The organism is Stenotrophomonas sp. 99219_Sma, from assembly GCF_056480785.1.
The window spans coordinates 430,326-451,661 of sequence record NZ_CM151117.1; the positions used below are offsets into that span (position 1 = coordinate 430,326).

At 66.4% G+C, this 21,336-nt stretch carries 22 protein-coding genes and 1 pseudogene; 10 read left to right on the top strand and 13 right to left on the bottom strand.

Translation table 11 applies throughout. The features are described from left to right. Positions 1–35: 35 nt before the first annotated feature. Positions 36–515: a YybH family protein gene (locus tag ACZK13_RS01950; RefSeq protein WP_005407862.1), complete on the bottom strand. Its 480-nt coding sequence runs from the start codon at positions 513–515 to the stop codon at positions 36–38. A 227-nt stretch (positions 516–742) separates the two neighbouring features. Here ACZK13_RS01950 and ACZK13_RS01955 point away from each other — a divergent pair, with 227 nt between their 5' ends. Both ACZK13_RS01955 and ACZK13_RS01960 read left to right on the top strand, forming a co-directional pair. Continuing rightward, positions 743–1,555 carry an alpha/beta fold hydrolase gene (locus ACZK13_RS01955; protein ID WP_180838292.1) on the top strand — a complete coding sequence of 271 codons (813 nt, stop codon included), beginning with the start codon at positions 743–745 and terminating at the stop codon, positions 1,553–1,555. Positions 1,556–1,564: 9 nt separating this feature from the next. After that, positions 1,565–1,738 carry a hypothetical protein gene (locus ACZK13_RS01960; protein ID WP_097048477.1) on the top strand — a complete coding sequence of 58 codons (174 nt, stop codon included), beginning with the start codon at positions 1,565–1,567 and terminating at the stop codon, positions 1,736–1,738. Positions 1,739–1,829: 91 nt separating this feature from the next. Here ACZK13_RS01960 and ACZK13_RS01965 read toward each other — a convergent pair whose 3' ends face one another. Further along, positions 1,830–2,510, bottom strand: coding sequence for a hypothetical protein (locus ACZK13_RS01965; protein WP_180838293.1), 681 nt, complete (start codon positions 2,508–2,510; stop codon positions 1,830–1,832). Positions 2,511–2,643: 133 nt separating this feature from the next. Here ACZK13_RS01965 and ACZK13_RS01970 point away from each other — a divergent pair, with 133 nt between their 5' ends. Both ACZK13_RS01970 and ACZK13_RS01975 read left to right on the top strand, forming a co-directional pair. Continuing rightward, positions 2,644–3,303, top strand: coding sequence for a hypothetical protein (locus ACZK13_RS01970; RefSeq protein ID WP_478445376.1), 660 nt, complete (start codon positions 2,644–2,646; stop codon positions 3,301–3,303). Between the two features lie 70 nt (positions 3,304–3,373). After that, entirely contained in the window at positions 3,374–4,342 is a 969-nt protein-coding gene (locus ACZK13_RS01975) for a polysaccharide deacetylase family protein (RefSeq protein WP_478482216.1), read from the top strand. Positions 4,343–4,345: 3 nt separating this feature from the next. Here ACZK13_RS01975 and ACZK13_RS01980 read toward each other — a convergent pair whose 3' ends face one another. The 4 genes from ACZK13_RS01980 to ACZK13_RS01995 all read right to left on the bottom strand — a co-directional run bounded on the left by ACZK13_RS01980 (position 4,346) and on the right by ACZK13_RS01995 (position 6,986). Further along, entirely contained in the window at positions 4,346–5,278 is a 933-nt protein-coding gene (locus ACZK13_RS01980; RefSeq protein ID WP_478482217.1) for a class I SAM-dependent methyltransferase, read from the bottom strand. A gap of 41 nt (positions 5,279–5,319) precedes the next feature. After that, positions 5,320–5,667 (bottom strand): hypothetical protein, encoded by a 348-nt coding sequence (locus ACZK13_RS01985; protein ID WP_253145566.1) that lies wholly within the window; start codon positions 5,665–5,667, stop codon positions 5,320–5,322. 88 nt (positions 5,668–5,755) lie between these two features. Beyond that, entirely contained in the window at positions 5,756–6,424 is a 669-nt protein-coding gene (locus tag ACZK13_RS01990; protein WP_125895019.1) for a hypothetical protein, read from the bottom strand. Between the two features lie 145 nt (positions 6,425–6,569). After that, on the bottom strand, positions 6,570–6,986 hold the full coding sequence (locus tag ACZK13_RS01995; RefSeq protein WP_478482219.1) for a hypothetical protein: 417 nt from the start codon (positions 6,984–6,986) through the stop codon (positions 6,570–6,572). A gap of 90 nt (positions 6,987–7,076) precedes the next feature. Between ACZK13_RS01995 and ACZK13_RS02000 the strand changes: the two genes are divergently transcribed. Further along, positions 7,077–7,361: a hypothetical protein gene (locus tag ACZK13_RS02000; protein ID WP_478482220.1), complete on the top strand. Its 285-nt coding sequence runs from the start codon at positions 7,077–7,079 to the stop codon at positions 7,359–7,361. A gap of 28 nt (positions 7,362–7,389) precedes the next feature. On the opposite strand, the gene ACZK13_RS02005 is transcribed toward ACZK13_RS02000, so the two are convergent. Further along, positions 7,390–8,352, bottom strand: coding sequence for an IS110 family transposase (locus ACZK13_RS02005; protein ID WP_478450965.1), 963 nt, complete (start codon positions 8,350–8,352; stop codon positions 7,390–7,392). Positions 8,353–8,684: 332 nt separating this feature from the next. After that, positions 8,685–9,656: a CDF family Co(II)/Ni(II) efflux transporter DmeF gene (dmeF, locus tag ACZK13_RS02010; protein WP_478482222.1), complete on the bottom strand. Its 972-nt coding sequence runs from the start codon at positions 9,654–9,656 to the stop codon at positions 8,685–8,687. Positions 9,657–9,704: 48 nt separating this feature from the next. On the opposite strand from dmeF, the gene ACZK13_RS02015 reads away from it, so the two are divergent. Next, a complete protein-coding gene (locus ACZK13_RS02015; RefSeq protein WP_478482224.1) occupies positions 9,705–9,989 on the top strand; it encodes a metal-sensing transcriptional repressor in 285 nt (94 codons plus the stop codon). A 77-nt stretch (positions 9,990–10,066) separates the two neighbouring features. Here the strand turns inward: ACZK13_RS02015 and ACZK13_RS02020 are convergent. After that, positions 10,067–10,315: pseudogene (locus ACZK13_RS02020) on the bottom strand (MerC domain-containing protein); the annotation flags it as partial. Beyond that, a complete protein-coding gene (locus ACZK13_RS02025; RefSeq protein ID WP_478482225.1) occupies positions 10,270–10,686 on the bottom strand; it encodes a MerC domain-containing protein in 417 nt (138 codons plus the stop codon). The pseudogene ACZK13_RS02020 and the gene ACZK13_RS02025, both read right to left, overlap by 46 nt. Before the next feature lie 69 nt (positions 10,687–10,755). On the opposite strand from ACZK13_RS02025, the gene ACZK13_RS02030 reads away from it, so the two are divergent. Next, positions 10,756–12,081 (top strand): GTP-binding protein, encoded by a 1,326-nt coding sequence (locus ACZK13_RS02030; protein WP_478482227.1) that lies wholly within the window; start codon positions 10,756–10,758, stop codon positions 12,079–12,081. Between the two features lie 136 nt (positions 12,082–12,217). On the opposite strand, the gene ACZK13_RS02035 is transcribed toward ACZK13_RS02030, so the two are convergent. Then, entirely contained in the window at positions 12,218–13,825 is a 1,608-nt protein-coding gene (locus ACZK13_RS02035; protein ID WP_478482228.1) for an ABC-F family ATP-binding cassette domain-containing protein, read from the bottom strand. Positions 13,826–14,131: 306 nt separating this feature from the next. Continuing rightward, the gene (locus ACZK13_RS02040; RefSeq protein WP_478482230.1) at positions 14,132–15,031 is read right to left on the bottom strand and encodes a LysR family transcriptional regulator; all 900 of its coding nucleotides are present in this window, start codon (positions 15,029–15,031) and stop codon (positions 14,132–14,134) included. A 228-nt stretch (positions 15,032–15,259) separates the two neighbouring features. Between ACZK13_RS02040 and ACZK13_RS02045 the strand changes: the two genes are divergently transcribed. Further along, a complete protein-coding gene (locus tag ACZK13_RS02045) occupies positions 15,260–16,438 on the top strand; it encodes a serine hydrolase domain-containing protein (protein ID WP_253145598.1) in 1,179 nt (392 codons plus the stop codon). After that, on the top strand, positions 16,435–17,619 hold the full coding sequence (locus tag ACZK13_RS02050) for an MFS transporter (RefSeq protein WP_253145600.1): 1,185 nt from the start codon (positions 16,435–16,437) through the stop codon (positions 17,617–17,619). The genes ACZK13_RS02045 and ACZK13_RS02050 overlap by 4 nt, the downstream gene beginning before the upstream one ends. A gap of 317 nt (positions 17,620–17,936) precedes the next feature. On the opposite strand, the gene ACZK13_RS02055 is transcribed toward ACZK13_RS02050, so the two are convergent. Next, the gene (locus ACZK13_RS02055; protein ID WP_121504779.1) at positions 17,937–19,553 is read right to left on the bottom strand and encodes an EAL domain-containing protein; all 1,617 of its coding nucleotides are present in this window, start codon (positions 19,551–19,553) and stop codon (positions 17,937–17,939) included. Between the two features lie 228 nt (positions 19,554–19,781). On the opposite strand from ACZK13_RS02055, the gene cycA reads away from it, so the two are divergent. Beyond that, on the top strand, positions 19,782–21,155 hold the full coding sequence (gene cycA / locus ACZK13_RS02060; protein ID WP_049399140.1) for a D-serine/D-alanine/glycine transporter: 1,374 nt from the start codon (positions 19,782–19,784) through the stop codon (positions 21,153–21,155). Positions 21,156–21,336: the final 181 nt, after the last annotated feature.

Genomic DNA, 21,336 nt, shown 5'->3' on the forward strand with positions numbered 1-21,336 from the left:
ATAGAACCGGTCCGTGAACCACCGCATCGCGGCGATCAGTCCGCCGGCCGATGGTCATAGCTGATCACCCGCTCGGCCAACCAGCGCCCGTCCACGCGACGCCAGACCTGGATGAAGCGGGCCTGGCCCACCCAGCGCTCCACGCCGTCCTTGCCGCGTTCATGGAAGCGGTGGTCGCCGATTTCCAGCGCCCGCTCGTCGTGTAGCGGGAACACCTGCAGCGAAGGCTCCACCCGCTCGCGGCGCAGGCTCCAGCCGCCCTTGCGCGCATTGCTGCACATGTTGGCCACGCTGCGGCGGAAGTCTTCGCGGCTGCTGGCCGACTTGCCATCCTTGTCATGGAAGAACTCCATGTCCTGGGTGGTCATCGCGGCGGCCTTGTCGGCATCGCAGGCCTCGAAGGCGGCGGCGAACAGCTGGGTGTCGGCTTGGCGGATCTGCTCGCGCAGGTCATCGGAGGGCGCGGGTGCGGCGGCGAGGCCGGCGGCCAGCAGGGGCAGGGTGAGCAGCAGCATGACGAGTCTCCAGGGAGGGTTCGCGCAGGCTCGCATGGCGTTTGGTGCGCTGCAGCCGGCGTCTGACGAAACGGCCGTTCCATGGAGTGAATGCCCGCATTGGCGGCTCGGCTCCAACGTCGGGGCCGTGGTCTGTGCAGGGGATGTCATGGCGACCGGCGATTCCATCACGGTCGCGATAGGGGCCGGCCCATAGTCTGAAATCCTCCCCTTCCACAGGAGGTTCCATGCCTGCTTCCCCCGTCCGCCTGCACGTTGAAGACACTGGTGGCGACGGCCGCCCGGTCATTCTGATTCACGGTTGGCCGCTGTCCGCCGACGCATGGAAGACGCAGGTGTCGATCCTCCGCGACGCCCAACACCGGGTGATCAGCTACGACCGGCGCGGCTTCGGCCGTTCCGATAAGCCGGCCGAGGGCTATGACTACGACACGCTGGCAGCGGACCTGGCCGGGGTGATCGAGGAGCGTGACCTGCACGGCGTCACCCTGGTCGGCTTCTCGATGGGCGGCGGTGAGGTGGCGCGCTATGTGGCCAACCACGGGCAGGAGCGCCTGCACAGCGTGGTGTTTGCTGCTGCGGTGCCGCCGTATCTGCTGCGCAGTGATGACAACCCGGATGGCCCGCTCACCCAGGAAAAGGCCGATGAAATGCGCAGCGGTCTGGAGAAGGATCGTGAGGCGTTCTTCGATGGCTTCACCCGCGATTTCTTCAGCGCCCATGGCCAGTTGATGGTGACCGAAGAGACGCGTCAGGCGGCGATCGCGTTGTGCCATCAATCCGACCAGAACGCAGCGCTGGGGTGCATGAAGGCGTTTGCTACCACCGACTTCCGCGAAGACCTGAAGAAGATCACGGTGCCGACCTTGATCCTGCACGGTGACAGCGATGCCATCGTGCCGTTTGAAGGTTCTGGCCAGCGCACGCACCGAGCCATTTCGGGCAGCGAAGTGGTGATCCTTGAAGGCGCGCCGCATGGCTGCAACACCAGTCATGCTGATCACTTCAATCTGGCGCTGTTGAACTTCCTGAAGCAGTAAGCTGCGGCCATGCGTGAACCGAAGACGCCCCCGTGGAAGAAGCCCAATCCCAAGGGCCAGACGTCGCAGCCGTTGTCGCCTGCGCAGAAGGAGGCAGCCCGGCAGCGTGCGGAAGAGAACGGGCGGCGTTATCCCAATCTGGTGGACAACATGTGGGCCGCGAAGCTGCCGCGCGGATCCTGATCTGTAGAGTCGAGCCGTGTTCGACCCCGCACGGTGCCCATCCACGCATGGCGTGGATCTACTGCAACAGCAGCCTGGCTTGGCCCGGCATCTACATGCCGTCCAGCGGCGTCCAGCCGGGTTCCAGCCAGGGTGAGATCTCGCTCTGGTGGACGGTGATTGCCTCCGTCGGCAGCCCCGCCAAGTGCGCAAGCTCTGCACGCAGCAGCTCGGAATCCACCGGCGCGGCCGTAGCCACCTGCAGCCGATCACCCTGATGCCTCACTTGAACCGGCAGCGTGGCGTGCGCATCATGCTCGCCGCCGGTGCGTCCGATCGGGTAGCGCATCGTTACCGGCCGCGACAGTTGCGCCAGTGCTGGCTGCCAGGCCTGCAGTACGAGGGGCTGCCCGGCAGCGGGAACATGTACTTCAGCAATCGTAGCCGGGTAGCCGGTGATGCTCTCGACCATGACCTGGAAGCGCGCGCCATCCGGCACGACCAGCACGGTGGCGATCAACGCGAAGAGCGAAACGAACAGCGCTGCGAGGTTCCAGCTGCGCGGCGCGGAGGCCGGGCGAGTTGCGGTACGCAGACCTGGCTTTCGCCGCAGCTTTCGCGCGTAGATGCGCCGGTCCTTCCTGCGTGGGCTGCTGCTGTGCTCGGGCAGGTTCAAGGGAACCCGTGGAAGGCGCGCCACGCGGGCCTTGATCAGGCGCGACAGCAGCATCCAGGCGATCACGAACGCCAGCAGCGGAAGCAGCGTTCGCACCCACAGATACAGCGTGACCATCCACAACACCTCTACATACGACCATCCATGCTCATCCACATCCTACCGGGACCGCGCGCCGGTTGTCGTATCCGCCAGCCGACAAGCACAGGGCGCTTGGTTAGGATGGTCCTTTGTTGTCATGGATGAACCGATGGTCTCTGCTGCTACCCGCTTCTGTCGTATCTGTGGTCCTGGCCCGATCCTGCTGGCACTGCAGGTGGTGGCGCTGCTGGCGGTAGCCCTTGCAGTCGGCTTCTTCCACTACCGTGTGGGACTGCTGCTGGAGCCGGTGGATGACGCATGCGGCGGGCCCGACCCTGTCGCGCGCATGCAGGTGGCCGAACAACTGCTGGCGCGGTCCACTGCGCTTGCACCGTGGCAACCCTTGCAGTGGATTCCGATGGCGGGCGTGGTACTGGCGCTGCTGGGCGCGATGTCGATCAGCGTCTACCGGCTGGGCCGCCTGTCGGAACGCCTGCGACGTGCCAACTGGGGGCTGATGGCGCTGCACGCCGCGATCCTGGCGCTGGCCCTCAGGGCATTGCACCTGTACGACCTGGCATGGACTGGCGTGGCCAAGTTGTCCCCAGCGGCGTGCCTGGTGGAGCTGGGCGAGCAGGGCCGGTTGCCGCTGGCACAGGCGCAGCAGGTGGTGTTCGAGATCCTCACCCATGAGCATGCACCGCTGCTGCGCAATCCCGATGATCTTGCCCTGGTGCTGGTCGCGTTGATGCTGATGGCGATGGCTGCAGGATTCATGCTGTGGCGGGCGATCGTGCGCGAACGTCAGGAGCAGTCGTCCGGCCCATAGCGGGTGTGGGGCCGGCCGCGCGCCCGCAATCGCGCTAGAGTCAGCACTTCGCCCCTGCAAGGATGTGCTGATGCGTTGGTTGCTTCGTGCTGTGCCATTGCTGCTGTGTTCGTTGGCGGTACACGCCGCCGAGGTGGATCGCCGGATCGCGATGACCATCGACGACCTGCCGTGGGCGCGGGTGGACGAGATCGTTCCGCCGGACCTGCAGTCGCGGCACGAAGCGCTGATGGCCCAGCTTCGCCAGGCGGGTGTGCCGGTGGTCGGCTTCGTCAACGAGAACAAGCTTGAGATCAACGGACACGTGCAGCCCGCGCGGGTGCAGATGCTGCGCGACTGGCTGGACGCCGGGTATGTGCTGGGCAACCACACCTATTCGCACATGGATCTGAACGCCAGGGGGGTGCCTGCGTTCCAGCAGGATTTTCTGCGTGGTGAAACGGTGCTGCGGCCGCTGCTGGCCGAGCGCGGACTGAAACCGCAGTGGATGCGCCATCCCTATCTGCGTGCCGGACGCACACCGGAAGAACGCGCGGAGATGGACGTGTTCTTCAAGCAGCATGGCTACCGCGTGGCGCCGGTGACGGTCGACAACGGTGAGTGGGTGTGGGCCTTCGCCTATGTCAACGTGATGAACGAGCAGCCTGATTCCCCGGCGCGCGAGGCGATGCTGGCGCAGCTGCGCAAGGGCTATGTGCCCTACATGCTGAACAAGCTGGACTACTACGAGAAGCAGTCGCAGGCGCTGCTGGGCTATGCGCTGCCGCAGGTGTGGTTGATGCACGCGAACGAGCTCAATGCAGCCACGTTCGCAGAACTGGTGGCGGCGACGAAGCGCCGCGGCTATCGCTTCATTTCACTGGATGAGGCGATGCGCGATCCTGCTTACGCGCGTGGCGCCGAGGGCTACAGCGGTCGCTATGGCCCGAGCTGGCTGCACCGCTGGGCGATGGCCGAGAAGAAGCCGAAAGACTTCTATGCCGGTGAACCGGAAGTGCCGAAGTGGGTGATGAAGCTGGCGAAGGTGGATTCGGAGTGAGGCTCAGCGCTTGACGGCCAGCACACCGTCCAGCGCCAGTTCGGCCTTGAAGCCGGCCTTTTCCAGGCGCCTGGCCACTTCGCGCGGCACGTCGCGGCCGCTGGTCAGCTTGTTCGGCGCGCCGGTGTAGTGGAACAGGCGCCCTCCCTTGCGGATGACGCGGGCGAGGTGGTCGTAGAACACCTGCGAGTACAGTTCGCCGGCGATGCCGAAGCGTGGCGGGTCGTGCAGGATCGCGTCGACACTGTTGCTGGCCACCTGTTCGATCTGCTGTGAGACGTCACCGTGGCTGAACTGCAGGCGGCCACCGGCGGCGGCCGAGTCCGGATCCGGCGACCACGGGTTGAGCGTGCGCAGCCACATCACATCGGCGTTCTTCTCGAACGAGCGGATCTGGCCGACACCGGCCTCCAGCGCGCAGGCGGCGAAGTAGCCCAGGCCGCCGCAGGTATCGAGGATGACCTTGCCGGCCGGGGCGACCAGCTCGACCTTGCGTCGCGCATCCTCGAACGGTGACAGCTTGGAGGTCGGCAGCATCTTGATGCCGTCGATCTCGAAGGTCGGTGCGCCCCATTCGGTCGGCACCAGCTTGATCAGCGAGCTGCTGTAGCGCGAGATAGGTGCGAAGTCCTCGCCATCCCAGTAGTACAGCGTGCGGTCCTTCAGCTTGCCCGGCCACGGGTAGCGCTGGCCACGGAAGTGGAAGCCGTCGGCATCCAGCACCACGCTGTCCTCGCTGCGGCCAAGGTCGAGCGAGCCCTGCCAGTCGGCAGCGCCCTTGTCATAGGCACGGCGCAGGGTGTCAGCGCTGTCGCGGGTCAGCAGGGGGCCGGTGTAATGGGGCACGGCGGGTACCGGGGCGGTTCGGGGGAGGGCATGGTACCGCAGCTGTTGCCGGGGCCACGCGTGGCTGCTGTTGCGGTAGATCCAAGCCACGCGTGGGTGCCGGCATGGCGGCACCGGGCGTGGGCTCGGCTCTACAGCTGGCTGGTGCAGCTGTAGCCGTGTGTGGTTCCTTCCCCTGAAATCATGCCGACGCCACGCGAGGGCCGCATGCCCTGCCGCGCGCATGAGCGACGATGAGCGTCCTGGGTTTCCGGTGGCTGCCGATCAAAGTCGTAGCGCAGGCTGCCGTCTTCCTGCAGCAGCCAATGCACGGTAACGCGCTCGTGGCGACCATCGCCGAGATCCCAGTCCAGGGTGCGCAATATCAGTGTCTGGCCGTCGGGCAGTTCCCGGACTTCGTCATAGGCACCCTGAGACTGTATTGCACCGGCCATCAGCAGGAGGGGCAGCATGTTCCAATGTCCAAGACTGAATGTCATTTCGTCAGTCCTTTGGCAACGAGTATATGGCGTTTATGCATGGATGAGAGATGCCCTGCCTTTGGGCATGGGCATCTCCCTCTAGGAGCTATTGAGCGAAGATCGTCCCTCTATTGGTGGCACATTGTTTGGGGATGCAGGTCTCCATCATGGTGTTTGCAAACTTGGACTGCGAAAAATAGCAATTGACGCCAAATTGGGTTCTGCCTCTGAATGGCCCTGCGTAGTGGTCGGTTTCCTGTGCAATACAGCGTCCATTGTCTACGCTGAGGGTTGAGCGCCTCATGCCGCCAATAGAGCTCTCCCAGCTCCCGCTCCCAATGGGAAAGATATTCTGACCAACGGGTACCTGCCCACTCGGTGCAGTCGCCGTTGCCCAATCAATACTGTTCAAAGGGTCGGCAGGGGGCGCGGGATCATCGCTGTAGCATGACCAGCCGGTGGAGGGGCCCGACAACGTCATGGTACCGCTTGAGGGTGCCATTTCCACCGACTCGCAATAGGCTTGGTGATAGAGCTGCGTGGCTCTACTCTGATCTTCATAGCGATAGCTGAGTCTCCCAAAATCATCTTGTTTCAGGCGCTGCGTTACGTCCACGATGCCGCCATTGAAGTCTGGCCAGCTGCTTGTCCTATCTACGCTGACACTTCCGTCTGGATTCGCTACTACGACATCTATGCTTAGACGCTCGCTAGCGCAAATGGCGGTCGCGGGCAGAAAGGCTGTTATCAAAAAGGCGAACTGCTTCAATTTCATGTCTCAGCTCCTCTTTTGGGATGGAGAGCTGATGCTGAACTGAGTTCTGGTCGCCCGACGAGACACCTATCCAGTTATCGTTGTTTTGAAATTTTTCCTATGCTTCGGGCTGTTAACTACGAAAGAAGCTGTCGCAAACAACTGCTCAAATACACTTCACCGCATACACCGGCCCGGCTCCGATCAGCATCAACGCCATGTAGTCACTGTCGCTGGCCTTGCCCTTCAGCGTCGCGCCCTTGTTGAAGTGGAAGATGCCGAAGCCACCGGCCATGCGGATCAGGGCGCTGTCGATCTGATCGGCGTCGTCGCGGAAGTAGCGGCTGATCTCGCTGCGGGTGGCCTTGTGCAGGGCATTCGGCTCGCGCTGCCACTGTTCGCCACGGCTGAAGGAGACGAAGTACTGGCCGCCTTCCTTGTCGATGCGGAAGTCGGCCGGTTTGCGCGCGCCGGTGGCGAAGCAGCCCTGCAACGGGTCGGCGCTGAAAGGAAGCCCGGCATCACCACTGCAGGCGGTGAGCAGCAGGAGGGCACCTGGCAGCAGCAGGTGGAGCGTGCGCATGGGATGTCCCGACGGGGCAGGTGCGGCTAGTGTAGGCAGCACACGGGCGTGGTCCGTACAGAAATTCGGCAAGGACACAGGGGTTTTCGGATGGCGAAGGGCAAGGCACCGTGGTGCGGCGTGGCGAGTTGGCTGGGGATCGTGGTGGGCTGGGGCGCGGGCAGCCTCGCTGTGCAGGCGGCGGTGGCCGCAGGCGGCAATGGCATGGCTGCGGGATTGGGCGTGGGGGTGCTGGGCGCGGCGCTGGTGGGCTGCGGTCTGGCGGTGGCTTCGCGCGTGCGCGGCGAGCGCTGGCCGTGGATCGGCATCGGTGGTGCAGTGCTGAGCGCGCTGCCGCTGCTGATGTACCTGTTGCGGATGATGTTGAAGCTGTAGTTGTAGAGTCGAGATCCTATGTTCGTGGTCAAGCCTGCTGGAAGCAGGCTTGACCCACCTTCAGCATGGCCGGATCGAAGTCCCGGCCGCTTTTGAAGACACCCCAGGCGATCCTGGCCAGCTTTCTGGCCAGGATGTTGAAGACGGCGGTGCTGGGGTGACCGCGTTTTGACAGCTCGTCGTAGAGCGGTTGCCCCCGACGACACCGCTTGAGCCCCATGGCGGCCATGTAGAGCATCTGGCGCAGCACTGGCGCGCCCTGTTTGGACAGCCTACGCCGTCCCGTTCTGCCGCCAGACTCGTTAGGCCGGGGATCCAGGCCGGTGCAGGCGATCCACGCGTTGGCGTTGGCCAACGGCCAGCGCGTCATGTAGTAGATCAGGTGAGCGGCGACGGCAGGGCCGACACCAGGGATGGTCAACAGGCGCTTGTAGAGCGTGCCATGCTCTCCATCGCGACCCAAGCGCTGCAGTTCGCTTTCCAGCTCGGACAGCGTCCCAGCCAGAGCGCAGAACAGATCTGACAGCTCCCCGGGGGCACTTTTGCTTACCCCGAAGGATTGCTCCAGGCGCGCGCGTGTCTTTACCAGCGTCTGCCGCTTGCGCAGCAAATCGTGCATCTGCTGCTGCTCGTCGGTACGCGGTACGTATTCACGCAGGCGATCGTTCTCCTTCTTCACGTACCGGGCGATCGCTTCGGCGTCCATGGCGTCCGTCTTGCCACGCGAGCCCGTCGCCCGGCCGTAGTGCTTGATCAGACGTGGATTGATCACATAGACAACGTGGCCTGCCTGGCCAGCCATCCGAGCCAACAACTCGTAGTACCGCCCCGTCGCCTCCATGCCAATCCGGCATCGCTGGGGCAAGGTGTTGAGCCACTGGGCTATGCCGGCCCGGGTGTTGGCGATCCTGTCGCCGGCCTTGCGGTCGGCCACTGCCGGTACCAACTCCTTGGAGTCCACGTCCACGCCAATATCGAGAGAATCAGACATTTGTACGGCTCCCAGCTATCTTTAAGGGGCTGGGGTGGTACCGCACCGACGTTAGCTTGCCTACATCGACGATCCCCTTTGGGGGCCGTACGATCCTTTATCGACGTTCGTGTGCGGGATGGGGATCGCTCGACTCGTCTGTCGGCTAGTATCCGCAGATGCATGCTTGACGGTCCCTCCACCCTGGCTCCTACATACCTCGTAGGAGCCGGGAGGAACATACAAGCCTTGCTCGACTTGTGGGCAACGCAGCCAGGCATGGCCTGGCTCTACTGGCCAGCGGCGGCCGGAGCATGCCATGCCGGCCAGCGGCCGGCACTACCCGGCGTGGATCATGCGCTGCGGTGAATCTCAACCGTCACGTGCACCAGCTCCTCATGAATCGCCAGCGCGTTGCGCACGGTATCGGCATCCAGACTGACGTCGCTGGTGACCACGCTGGCGCTGACCGCGTACTTGCCGCGACCCACCTGCCAGACGTGCAGGTCGGCCAGGCGTGCCGGCCACGGGCCCTGTTCGATCACTTCGCGTACTTCGGCCACCACAGGTGCGTCCATCTGCGCGTCGAGCAGGATGCGGCCGCTGTCGCGCAGCAGGCCGATCGCCCAGACCGTCACCAGCACGGCGCCGACCAGGCCCATCACCGGGTCCAGCCAGGTCAGGCCCAGCAGCTTGCCGCCAAGCAGGGCGACGATGGCCAGCACCGAGGTGGCGGCGTCGGCCAGCACGTGCACGTAGGCCGAGCGCAGGTTGAGGTCGTGACCGTGCGCATGGCCGTGATCGTGGTCGTGCCCGTGATGATGGTCATGCCCATGCCCATGCCCATGATGGTGATGCGCGTGGCCCGGGCTGTCGTGCAGCCACCAGGCGCAGAGCAGATTCACGCCCAGGCCCACCGCTGCAATGGCGATGGCTTCGTCGTAATGGATCGGTGCCGGCACCCACAGCCGTTCCAGCGATTGCACGGCCATCAGCGCGGCGACGCCGAGCAGGGCGATGGCGCTGGTATAGCCGGCCAGGATCTCGATCTTCCACGTACCGAAGGCGAAGCGCGGATCGTGCGCGTAGCGCCGCGCGCAGCGGTAGGCGAACACCGAGAGGCCCAGCGCCAGCGCATGCGAACTCATGTGCCAGCCGTCGGCGAGCACGGCCATGGAGTTGAACCACCAGCCGCCGACGATCTCCACCAACATCATGCTGACGGTGAGCCACAGGGCGCGGCGGGTGTTGCGTTCGGCCAGCGGGTTGCCGTCGTCGAAGCGGTGTTCGTGGCGACGGGCGGCGGCGAGGGCGTCCAAGTGCATGGCGGCGGGAGCTGGAGTAGATACCCCCATAGGGTATATGATCCCGCCATGGCGCATGTACACAAGAATCGAAAGCAGCTGCTGACCCGGGTGCGCCGCATCGCGGGCCAGGTGGCGGCGTTGGAGCAGGCGCTGGACCAGCCCGAGGGTAAAGCCGGCGACTGTGCGGACGTGCTGGTGCAGGTCGCCGCCGTGCGCGGTGCCGCCCACAGCCTGCTGATGGAGCTGCTGCACGAGCACCTGCAGGAACACGTGGTGGGTGCCGACGATCCGCAGCACCGGGCGGACGAGGCCGCGGTGCTGGTGGAGCTGCTGCGCCGCTACGGCAAATAGCAGGGGTAGTGCCGGCCGCTGGCCGGCAACTGCAGGTTGCGTCCGAAGCTCATGCGGTTGCCGGCCAGCGGCCGGCACTACCCCGCGTGCCGGTGCCGCGCGTTCCAGATATGCGTGGCGGCCAGCAGCAGGCTGCCGGTGACCGTCATCGGTGTCTCCCAGTCGTGCGAGGGCAGCGCCAGCGCGCCGGCCAGCAGCAGGCCGAGCCCGGCGCCGGCGGTGGCCCAGGCCAGCACGGGCAGTGGGTGACGGCGCTCGGCCCGCCACAGCGCGTAGCCGGTCAGTGGCAGGGCAATGGCCACGAACAGCAGATGCACCCATTCCGCCCCGCGTGCCGGTGCCGCGCGTTCCAGATATGCGTGGCGGCCAGCAGCAGGCTGCCGGTGACCGTCATCGGTGTCTCCCAGTCGTGCGAGGGCAGCGCCAGCGCGCCGGCCAGCAGCAGGCCGAGCCCGGCGCCGGCGGTGGCCCAGGCCAGCACGGGCAGTGGGTGACGGCGCTCGGCCCGCCACAGCGCGTAGCCGGTCAGTGGCAGGGCAATGGCCACGAACAGCAGATGCACCCATTCCGCTTCGGCCCACGCGCCGAACAGGGGGAGCGCGGCGGCCAGCAGGGGCAGCGCCAGGCAGTGCAGCAGGCACAGGCTGGACAGGGCGACCGCGCCGGCATCAAGCAGGGCGGCAGAAGGCGACTTCATCGGCGGAGGTTCCTTGCGCGACAAATGTTATACAGTAACATTCCCGTCCCGCAGCCAACCCGCTCCGACATGAACACTGTTTCCCGCGCCGACCGTCGCCTTCCGGTCACCGTGCTGTCCGGCTTCCTTGGGGCCGGCAAGACCACCCTGCTCAACCAGATCCTGCGCAACCGCGAGGGCTTGCGCGTGGCAGTCATCGTCAACGACATGAGTGAGGTCAACATCGATGCGCAGCTGGTGCGCGAAGGTGGCGCCGAGCTGCGCCGCACCGAAGAGACGCTGGTGGAGTTCAGCAACGGCTGCATCTGCTGCACGCTGCGCGATGACCTGCTGCAGGAAGTGCGGCGCCTGGCCGACGCGGGTCGTTATGACTACCTGCTGATCGAGTCGACGGGCATCGGTGAGCCGATGCCGGTGGCGGCCACGTTCGCGGTGCGCGACGAGCACGGCTTCAGCCTGAGTGACATCGCGCGGCTGGACACGATGGTGACGGTGGTCGACGGCAGCGCGTTCCTTGCCGACTTCGGTTCGACCCTGCGCCTGGCCGAGCGCGGCCAGCAGGCCGGGCCGGACGATGATCGCGGTGTGGTCGACCTGCTGTGCGAGCAGGTGGAGTTCGCCGACGTGATCGTGGTCAGCAAGATCGACCAAGTGGATGACGAAGTGTTGCAGGACACGCTGGCGGTACTGCGTGGCTTGAACCGGGATGCGAAGCTGCTGCTGTCCAGCTTCGGTGATGTGCCGTTGGCCGAGCTGCTGGATACCGGCCGCTTCGACATGGAGCGTGCGCAACGCGCGCCGGGTTGGGTGAAGGAGCTGCGTGGCGAGCACACACCGGAAACCGAAGAGTACGGCATCGGCAGCTTCGTCTACCGTTCGCGGCGTCCGTTCCACCCTGCGCGATTCGCCCGCGCGCTGCAGTCGGGCATGCCGGGCGTGATCCGCAGCAAGGGCTGGTTCTGGCTGGCCAACCGCATGGATTGGGTAGGCGAGTTGAACACCGTGGGCGCCGCGACGCGGACGCAGGCGGCGGGTTTCTGGTATGCCGCGCGCGACCGCGTGCGTGCCGGCCTGGAAGACACCGCACCGTTGTTGCCGCCGACACCGCTGCCCTACAGCGACCTTGGCTGGGCACGGCAGCAGGCCGACTGCTGGAGCGCGCCGCTGCCGGGGCTGGAGGAATTCCCGGACAGGGCCGCGCATTCGGCGATGCAGCGGCTGTGGCACCCGCTATGGGGGGATCGGCGCCAGGAGCTGGTGGTGATCGGCGTGCACATGGACGAGCGCGCGGTGCGCGCGGAACTGGATGCGTGCCTGCTCAACGACCAGGAGCTGCGGGCGGGGCCATTGTTGTGGCACCAGTTGCCACAGGCGTTCCCGGTGTGGAAGCGTTGACGGTGCGTTGAGGTTCTTTGGGCTGCCGGCCAGCGGCCGGCACTACCCCGGGTCGATACGCCATGCGTGGATGGCCGACATGGCGGAGTCGAGCATGGCTCGACTCTACAGAATCGAATCCACGTATGGCGTGGATCTACAACGCGTCGCGCCACTGCCAACCTTCGTTGCTCACCTGCAGCACCTGGGTCGGCCGCAACGCCTGCAGCAGATGCCGGTCGTGGCTGACCATCACCAGCGCGCCTGACCACGCCGCAAGCAGTTCTTCCAGCGCCTGCAATGCACTGAGGTCCAGTGCATTGCCAGGCTCATCCAGCAGCAACAGCTGCGGCGCGGGATCGGCATAGAGCAATCTTGCCAGCACCCCCTTCACCCGTTCGCCATCGCTGAGACTGCGGGCGGGGCGCTGGATGCGCTGCGCATCCAGTCCCAGCAGCGCGAGCCGGGTGCGCAGTTCGCCCGGGTCCGCACCCGGATTGGCCGCCTGCACGCTATCGAGGATGCTGCGCTCGCCGGACAATCCCAGCAGCTGCTGGTCGAGCAGAGCCAGTGGCGCATGCCGTTGCACGATGCCGCTGCGCGCTGGCAGCTGGCCCGCCAAGACGCGCAGCAGGGTGGATTTGCCACTGCCGTTGTCACCGACCACGGCGATGCGCTGCCCACGGCGGACTTCCAGCTGCAACGGGGCGCTGCAGCCATGTGGGAGGATCAGATCCTGCGCCTGCAGCAGGCGCGTGCTGCCACGTTCCCCCGCACCGGCAAACAGCGCCAGTTCCGGCGCGGTGTGAACCGCCGAGGCCGCTGCGCGCAGTTGCTCTGCGCTGGCCTGCAGGCGTTCGGACTGCACCTGCTGCGCGCGACCATGGCTGGCTTCGGCGCGCTGCTTCTGGCGGCCGAGCAGGATCGGGGCCTGGTTGGCCTGCTTCGCATCGCGGTTGCCACGTGCCTGGCGTTGCTGCTGGCGTTCGTGTTGCTCGCGCGCGCTGCGTTGCTGCTGCCGATGCTGCGCACGTGCATGGTCAAGCTGGGCGGCGGCGGCTTCACGTTCGGCGGTGCGCACTTCGGCATAGTGCTGCCACGGCCCACCATAGCGATGCAGCCCGCGCCCATCGAGCTCGACGATCTGCTGCATGTGCGCCAGCAGTTCGCGATCATGGCTGATCGCCAACAGGCCGCCGCGCCATTGCTGCAACTGCTCGTACAGTTGCTGGCGATGACGCGCATCAAGGTGGTTGCTGGGTTCGTCCAGGATCAGCCAGTCGGCGCCGCTGGCCCACGCGCCGGACAGTGCCACCTGCATCGCCTGGCCGCCGCTGAGGCGCGCAGCAGGCTGGGCGTGATCGAGATCATCGGGCAAGCCCAGCGCCTGCCATTGTTGCTGCAGGCGTTCGCGCAGGTCCCAACGGTCGCCAACGCAGGCGAAGTCGGCCTCGTTGACGCTGCCGGCTTCGATGCGTGCCAGCGCGGACAGCGCTTCACCCACACCGGCCAGTTCACCGACCGTGCCGGCGGGTGGATAACCGGGCGTGGGCAACAGGAACACGCGGCCACTGCCACGCACCTGGCCACTGTCGGGCGACAGCCGCCCGGCCAGCAGGCGTGCGAGCACGCTTTTGCCGGTGCCATTGGCACCGACAAGGCCGGTGGCGACCGGTTCGAAGGAAAACGTCAGATCGGAAAACAGCACACGGCCGTCGGCCAATCGATACGACACGCGATCGAGCGTGAGGGAATGCGGGGTCATGCGACCTCCATGGATGCCGGGTTCTCCCCTGCGCGCAGGGGCGGGAAGAGTCAGGCCGTCTGTTGCGAAGACGGCGGCATCAATGGCGCATTGGTCGCGAGCCTCTGGGAGGAATGAGCGGCCAGTATAGCGGGGTTGGCTGAATGGTCGGGTGCGGCGGCCGCTGGTATGGCCCGGCGCTACCGGTGTTCGGGTGGTTCCGTTGTAGAGCCGAGCCCATGCTCGGCTGCGCTTCGCCTGGCATCCGCTGAGTCGAGCATGGCTCGACTCTACAAGGGCATCCACGCATGGCGCGGATCTACCGGCCTACGGCACGGTTTCCAGGCGTGCGCTGACAAAGTCGATGAACACCCGAAGCTTCGGAAGCACGTGGCGGCCGGACGGCCACAGCAGGTGGAAGATACCGCAGGAGTGCACATGCTCGTCGAGCACGGTCATCAGCCGGCCATCGGCCAGCGCATCGCGTACCGAGTGCACCGGCACGAAAGCCAGGCCGATATCGCGCAATGCAAGCGCCACGCGCGCTTCGATGGTATTGGCCACCATGTGTACCGGCAGTTCCTGCGGTGTTTCATGGTCGGGCCAGTGGATCGGCCACAGTTCCAGCTTGCCGGTACTGGGGAAGCGATAATGCAGCAGCGTGTGCTGCATCAGATCGGCCGGTGTGTGCGGCGTGCCGCGCCGCTGCAGGTAGGCGGGTGAGGCGACGATGCGGCGTGGAAATACGCCCAGGCGTCGTGCGTTCATGCGTGAGTCGCTGGGCTCGCCGACGCGCAGCACGGCATCGAATCCTTCCTCGATGACGTCGACCAGCCGATCGCTGAAATCGAGGTCGAGGCGGATATCGGGATAGGCCGCCATGAACTCGGCCATCAGCGGCAGGGTCAGGTCGCCCACCAGTGGCAGGCCGATGCGCAGCGTGCCGCGAGGCGTGGCGTGCGGTTGTGCCAGCTCGGTGCGTGCGGCATCGCGCTCGTCGAGGATGCGCCGGCAGCGCGCCAGGAACAGCTGGCCCTCGGCGGTGAGGGTGATGCTGCGCGTGCTGCGGTGGAACAGGCGCACGCCCAATGCTTGTTCCAGCCGCGCAACGCATTTGCCCGCGGCCGAGGCCGAGATGCCCTGCAGGCGCCCGGTCTCGACGAAGCTGCGGGTATCGGCTGCGTGCACGAAGGTCTGCAGGTTGGCGAGGTTGTCCAGGACTGACATGGGCGTGTGGGCAATGAAAGCGGCAGGGTAGGTCGGCGCGGCCGTAGTGGACGGCTCCGCCATCGCAACACTGTGGTGCGGGGTGGCGCTGGGACCGTTGCGGCCTTGCAGCTCCGGCCATCATGCCGATTGCGGACTGCACGGTCCATGATGCCCGGAGCGGCAACCGGCTTTTTGCGCTGCGCCGTGCTGCCTAACGTGGCGGGCCACTCCCCACGGATCACCGCGATGAACGCTGTTCCTTCCCTTGCACCTGCGCCGACGCTGCCGTCGGTGCAGCGGCTGCTGCAGCAGGTCCACCCACAGCGCTTGGTCGGTACGGTGGTGCTGGTGCGCGAGCACGGTGTGCTGCGCCACGCCAGCGCGACCGGGCTGGCCGATCGCGAGTCGGCCACGCCGATGCAGCGCGATCAGTTGTTCCGGCTGGCATCGGTCAGCAAGCCGCTGTTGACCACGGTGATCCTGCGCCTGGTAGCCGAAGGCGTGCTGGACCTGGATGCGCCGGTACAGCGCTGGTTGCCGGACTTCCGCCCGGCGCTGGCCGATGGCAGCACGCCGCCGATCAGCCTGCGCCAACTGCTCAGCCACAGCAGCGGGCTGGGCTACCGCTTCCTCGAAGCCGATGTGGATGGCCCGTACGCGCAGGCCGGCGTCAGCGATGGCATGGATGCCAATCCGCTGACGCTGACCGACAACGTGCATCGCATCGCGCAGGCGCCGCTGCTGTTCGCGCCGGGCAGCCAATGGCTGTACTCGTTGGGCGTGGACATCGCGGGCGCCGTGGCTGAAGCCGCGACCGGTGAAACGCTGCAGGCACTGTTCGAGCGCTTGCTGGCCGCACGCTTGGGCCTGCGCGACACCGCATTCGCCACCGACGACGCTGCACGGCTGGCCACGCCGTATGTGAGTGACACGCCGCAGCCGCATCGCCTGCAGGAAGGCGAGGTGGTCGCTCCATTCGAGGGCACCGTCGGCATCGAGTACAGCCTCGCCCGTGCTACCGATGCCAGCCGTTTCCCTTCGGCCGGTGCTGGACTGATTGGCAGCGCCGACGAGGTGATGGCGGTGTTGGAGGCCTTGCGCGATGTGCAAGCTTCGAATCTGTTGCCGCCCGCGCTGGTGGCGGAGATGGCCAGCCCGCAGGTGGGCGAGCAGGGGCCGCCGGAACCGGCCGGCTGGGGCTTCGGGCTGGGCTTTGCGGTGCTGCGCGATGCCGCCGCCAGTGGCACGCCACAGAGCGAAGGCACCTGGCGCTGGGGCGGTGCCTACGGCCATAGCTGGTTTGTCGATCCTGCGCGTGGGCTGAGCGTGGTGGCGCTGACCAACACCCTGTACGAAGGCATGGATGGCGCCTTCGTCGATGAACTGCGTGACGCCGTCTATGCCGATCTGGAGGCTGCACGATGAGCGGCCATGCCATTGATGCGGCCAGCCCGGCCGGTGAAGCCACGCGCCTGCCGTGGGCGGGGCTGCTGGCGCTGGCCGGCGGCGGCTTCATCACCCTGCTGACCGAAACCCTGCCGGCCGGTGTACTGCGGCCGATGGGCGAGAGCCTGGGCGTGAGTGATGCGGCGGTGGGCCAGCTGGTCAGCGTGTACGCGCTGGGATCGGTGATGGCCGCACTGCCGATGACCGCGTTGACCCAGCGCCTGCCGCGACGCCCCTTGTTGCTGGCCGCCATTGCCGGCTTCGTAGTGGTCAACACGCTGACCGCCGTGAGCAGCAGCTATCCGCTGATCCTTGCCGCGCGTTTCCTGGCCGGTGTGAGTGGTGGCCTGCTGTGGTCGCTGGTGGCCGGCTATGCGGCGCGCATGGTGGTGCCGTCGCTGCAGGGCCGGGCAATCGCGGTGGCGATGGTTGGATCGCCGTTGGCGCTGTCGCTGGGTGTACCGGCGGGCACGTTGCTGGGCCAGCAGATCGGCTGGCGCTGGGCGTTCGCGTTGATGAGCGTGCTGGGGGTCGGCCTGCTGGCGTACGCGCGCTGGGCACTGCCGGCGCTACCGGCGGCCGCGGCCGGTCAGCGCATGTCGTTGGATACGGTGTGGCGCATGCCCGGCGTGCGCAGCGCGCTGGCGGTGATGGTGCTGTACGTGCTGGCGCACAACGTGCTGTACACCTACATCGAACCGCTGGCGGTGGAGGCCGGCGCCGGCCGGTGGCTGGACCGCCTGCTGCTGGCCTTCGGCGTGGCTGCAATCGTTGGTATCGGCATTGCCGGTTGGGGCGTGGACCGTCATCTGCGCACGCTGGTGTGGGCGGCCGTGATCGGTTTCATTCTTCCGGTGTTGGCCCTGCTGTTGTTGCCAGGACAGGCCACACCGCTGCTGCTGGCAACGATCCTGTGGGGTGTGGCGTTCGGGTCGGTTGCGACCCTGTTCCAGACCGCGCTCGCACGCCGTGCCGGTGCTGCCGCCGACCTGGCGCAGTCGATGCTGGTGACCGGTTGGAACCTTGCGATTGCCGGCGGTGGCGTAGCAGGCGGCGTGCTGTTGCAGGCCAGCGGCCCGAGCCAGCTGGGCTGGCTGCCGTTGTTGTTGCTGGCGGTGAGCGTGGCGTGGCTGCTGGCACGGCCGAAGGCCTGGGCGTAGGCGCAGACCAGACGTTACCGAGGTGCCGGCCAGCGGCCGGCACTACCGTGGTCCACGCCATCCACGCATGGCGTGGATCCACCGAGCGCAGCGACCCGCGTTTGCTTTTGATTTTCCTGTTGATTCCGTGGTGGGACGCCGCCGCAATGTGTCTGTGGCCGGGTGGGTGGGCTGCGCAGGGGCGTGAGCCGCATGGATGCGGCGACCGAGCTTACATGGACGTACTTGCAGCGCCCCCTGCGCAGCCCACCCACCCGGCCCACCCCGACGGTTCCGCCGAACGCGACCCACCACGAGGGGCTCCGCCGTTGGCCGTCCTACTCGATCCCCTCACGCTCGATCGGCACGCTGCGCGGATTCTGCATGTGCTCCCGCGCCGCGCCATAGCGCTGCTGCCGCTTGTGATGGAACACCACGAACTCATCCCGCGGCAGCGGCCGCGAGAACAGCCAACCCTGCGCGAACTCGACCTTCCGGGTATGCAGATACGCCAGCTGTGCCTCGGTCTCCACGCCCTCGGCCACCACCCATAGGCCCAGCTCCTTGGCCATGTCGATGATGTGCGGGGTTACCGGGCTGGTGGCGCTCTCGGTGTCGATCGCATCGATGAATGATTTGTCGATCTTCAACGCGTCCAGTGGCAGCTGTTCCAGGTACTGCAGGCTGGAGAAGCCGACGCCGAAATCGTCAATGGCCACGCTGTGCCCGGTCCGACGCGCCTGCGCCAGCATCGTGCGGGCGCGGTCCAGATCCAGGAAGCCGCGCTCGGTGGCCTCCATCCAGATCTGCTGCGGCAGGATGCCGCTGCCGGCCATGTGCTTGGAGATCATCTTCAGCGCACGGCCGCTGCTGATATCTTCGGCGGCCAGGTTGATCGCGATGTGCGCGCTGCGGTCGGCCACCAGGAGTTCACGCATGTCGCGCACCACGTTCTCGATCACCAGATCGGTGACCGCGCCGATCATGCCGGCCTCTTCGGCCAGCGGAATGAACAGGTCCGGCCGCACCTGGGTGCCATCCGGGCGCTGCCAGCGCACCAGCGCTTCGGCGCCGACGCAGATGCCGGTATCCAGCTCGATGATTGGCTGGTAGTGCAGGTACAGCTCGCGGCGGCGGATCGCTGTGGCCAGCTCGCCGCGCAGGGACAGGCGGCGACGCGACAGCCAGATCACCAGGCCGGCACCGGCAGCGGCCAGCAGAACGCCGATCGGCACGAACAGCCACGCCTGCTGGCGGAAGGTCGCGGCAAGCGCGGTACGCGGCATGGTCGCGATCGCCAACCACTCTTCGTTGCGGGCGGTGGCATACAGGGTGTGGTGGTCCAGGCCTTCATCGGGGGCGCGCAGCAGGGTCTCCAGCAATGCCGGATCCATGCCGTCCTGCCTGGCCAGGAGACGCCCATCGGGGCTGGCCAGGGCAAGGCGCACGTTCGGGTCGGCGATGACATCGACGAAGCGGCGCGGATCGACCAGCACGTCGTAGTTGCCGTACAGGAACGACAGGACCTGGCGCCGTCCGCTGGCCTCGGGGCGCACATCCACGGCGATGCCGGCGCCATCACTGGTGACGTGGTCGGCCTTGGGCTGGTTGACGTCGGACAGGAACGGCCCCCACGACGTACAGCGCAGCTTGCCACCCTCGAAGTAGCCCATCTGGTCGACCGACGGCGAGGTCATCACCAGTGTCTGCATGCGCCGGATATGCTCGGGCCCGCAGGCGTCGTGGGCGCCGACCTCGGCCGACTGCAGTGCCGCCAGCGCTTCCTGGTAGGACTGGTCGGCGCGGCGCAGCGCGCGACCGGCGATGTCGCGCAGCCGCTGCTGCTCGACGCTGACTGCACGGTCCCAGGTGGCATAGGCCATCACCGCGATCGGCACGGCCGCGGCCAGCAGCGCCAGCGCGGTGCCACCAATGATCACGCGCAGCCGACTCAAGGCCGGAGCTCCAGCGGGGCGGGCAGGGCAGGGCACATGGTCGGGCCGATCCTTGGGCAGGTGCGGCTATCTGAGCATGACGCCGGGCCGGGCGGAATGGGACGAATCCGGTATTCGGTCACAATGTGATGAAAGCGACCATGATTGACGCAATCGGGTCGTCCAGCGCTGGCGCTCCGGGCCGGGGAGGACTAACGTCGAACGCTTCGCCCGCCCCAGTGCACGCCCATGACCGAGCCCGCAACGCCCCCCGAGCACCTGCGCCGCAGCCTGTCCAACCGCCACCTGCAGCTGATCGCCATCGGCGGTGCCATCGGCACCGGCCTGTTCATGGGCTCGGGCAAGACCATCAGCCTGGCCGGCCCGTCCATCGTCTTCGTCTACCTGATCATCGGCGCGATGCTGTTCTTCGTGATGCGCGCGATGGGCGAGCTGCTGCTGTCCAACCTGCAGTACAAATCCTTCATCGATTTCTCCACCGATCTGCTCGGTCCCTGGGCCGGCTTCTTCTGTGGATGGACGTACTGGTTCTGCTGGATCGTCACCGCCATCGCCGACGTGATCGCGATTGCCGCCTACGCGCAGTTCTGGTTCCCTGGGCTGGATGCCTGGATACCGGCACTGGCCTGCGTGCTGCTGTTGCTGGCACTGAACCTGGTGACGGTGAAGCTGTTCGGCGAGATGGAATTCTGGTTCGCGCTGATCAAGATCGTGGCGATCTGTGCGCTGATCATCACCGGCGCCGGGCTGGTGGCGTGGGGCTTCACCTCGCCCAGTGGCCACACCGCGTCGTTGTCGAACCTGTGGAATGACGGCGGCATGTTCCCGATGGGCCTGGTCGGCTTCTTCGCCGGTTTCCAGATCGCGGTGTTCGCTTTCGTCGGCATCGAGCTGGTGGGGACCACCGCCGCTGAAACCGCAGACCCCGAGCGCAACCTGCCCAAGGCGATCAACTCGATCCCGGTGCGCATCATCATCTTCTACGTGCTGGCGCTGATCGCGATCATGGCGGTCACCCCGTGGCGCCAGGTGGTGCCGGACAAGAGCCCGTTCGTGCAGCTGTTCGTGCTGGCCGGCATTCCCGCCGCGGCCAGCCTGATCAACTTCGTGGTGCTGACCTCGGCCACGTCCTCGGCCAACAGCGGCATCTTCTCCACCAGCCGCATGCTGTACGGTCTGGCCGAAGAGGGCCACGCACCGCGCGGGTTGTCGAAGTTGTCACGCGCCGCAGTGCCCGCCCGTGGCCTGCTGTTCTCGTGCCTGTGCCTGCTCGGCGGCACGTTGCTGATCTACCTGATCCCCAACCTGGTGACCGCCTTCACCCTGGTGACGACGCTGGCCACCGTGCTCTTCATCTTCGTCTGGTCGCTGATCCTGGTGGCCTACATGGCCTACCGCCGCCGCTACCCGGAACGCCACGCCGCCTCGATCTTCAAGATGCCCGGCGGCGTCGCCATGTGCTGGGCCTGCCTGGTGTTCTTCGCCGCCGTGCTGGTGCTGCTGAGCCTGCAGGCCGACACCCGCCAGGCGCTGGTCGCCAGCCCGGTGTGGTTCGTGCTGTTGGGCGTGGGGTACTGGGTGCGTCGGAGGACCGCGAAGTAATCCAGCATTTGCGTTCCATCGATTGATCCAGAGATCTCTCTGGAGTGGGGTCAGAGACCGTTGCGCAGCAACGGGATCCGACCCCCCGCAGGAAATCGGCCGTTGCCGTTGCTGTTGAGGTTGCCGGCCAGTGGCCGGCACTACCACGGGTGCAGGGCGCAGCCCTGCTGGCCCCCATTCA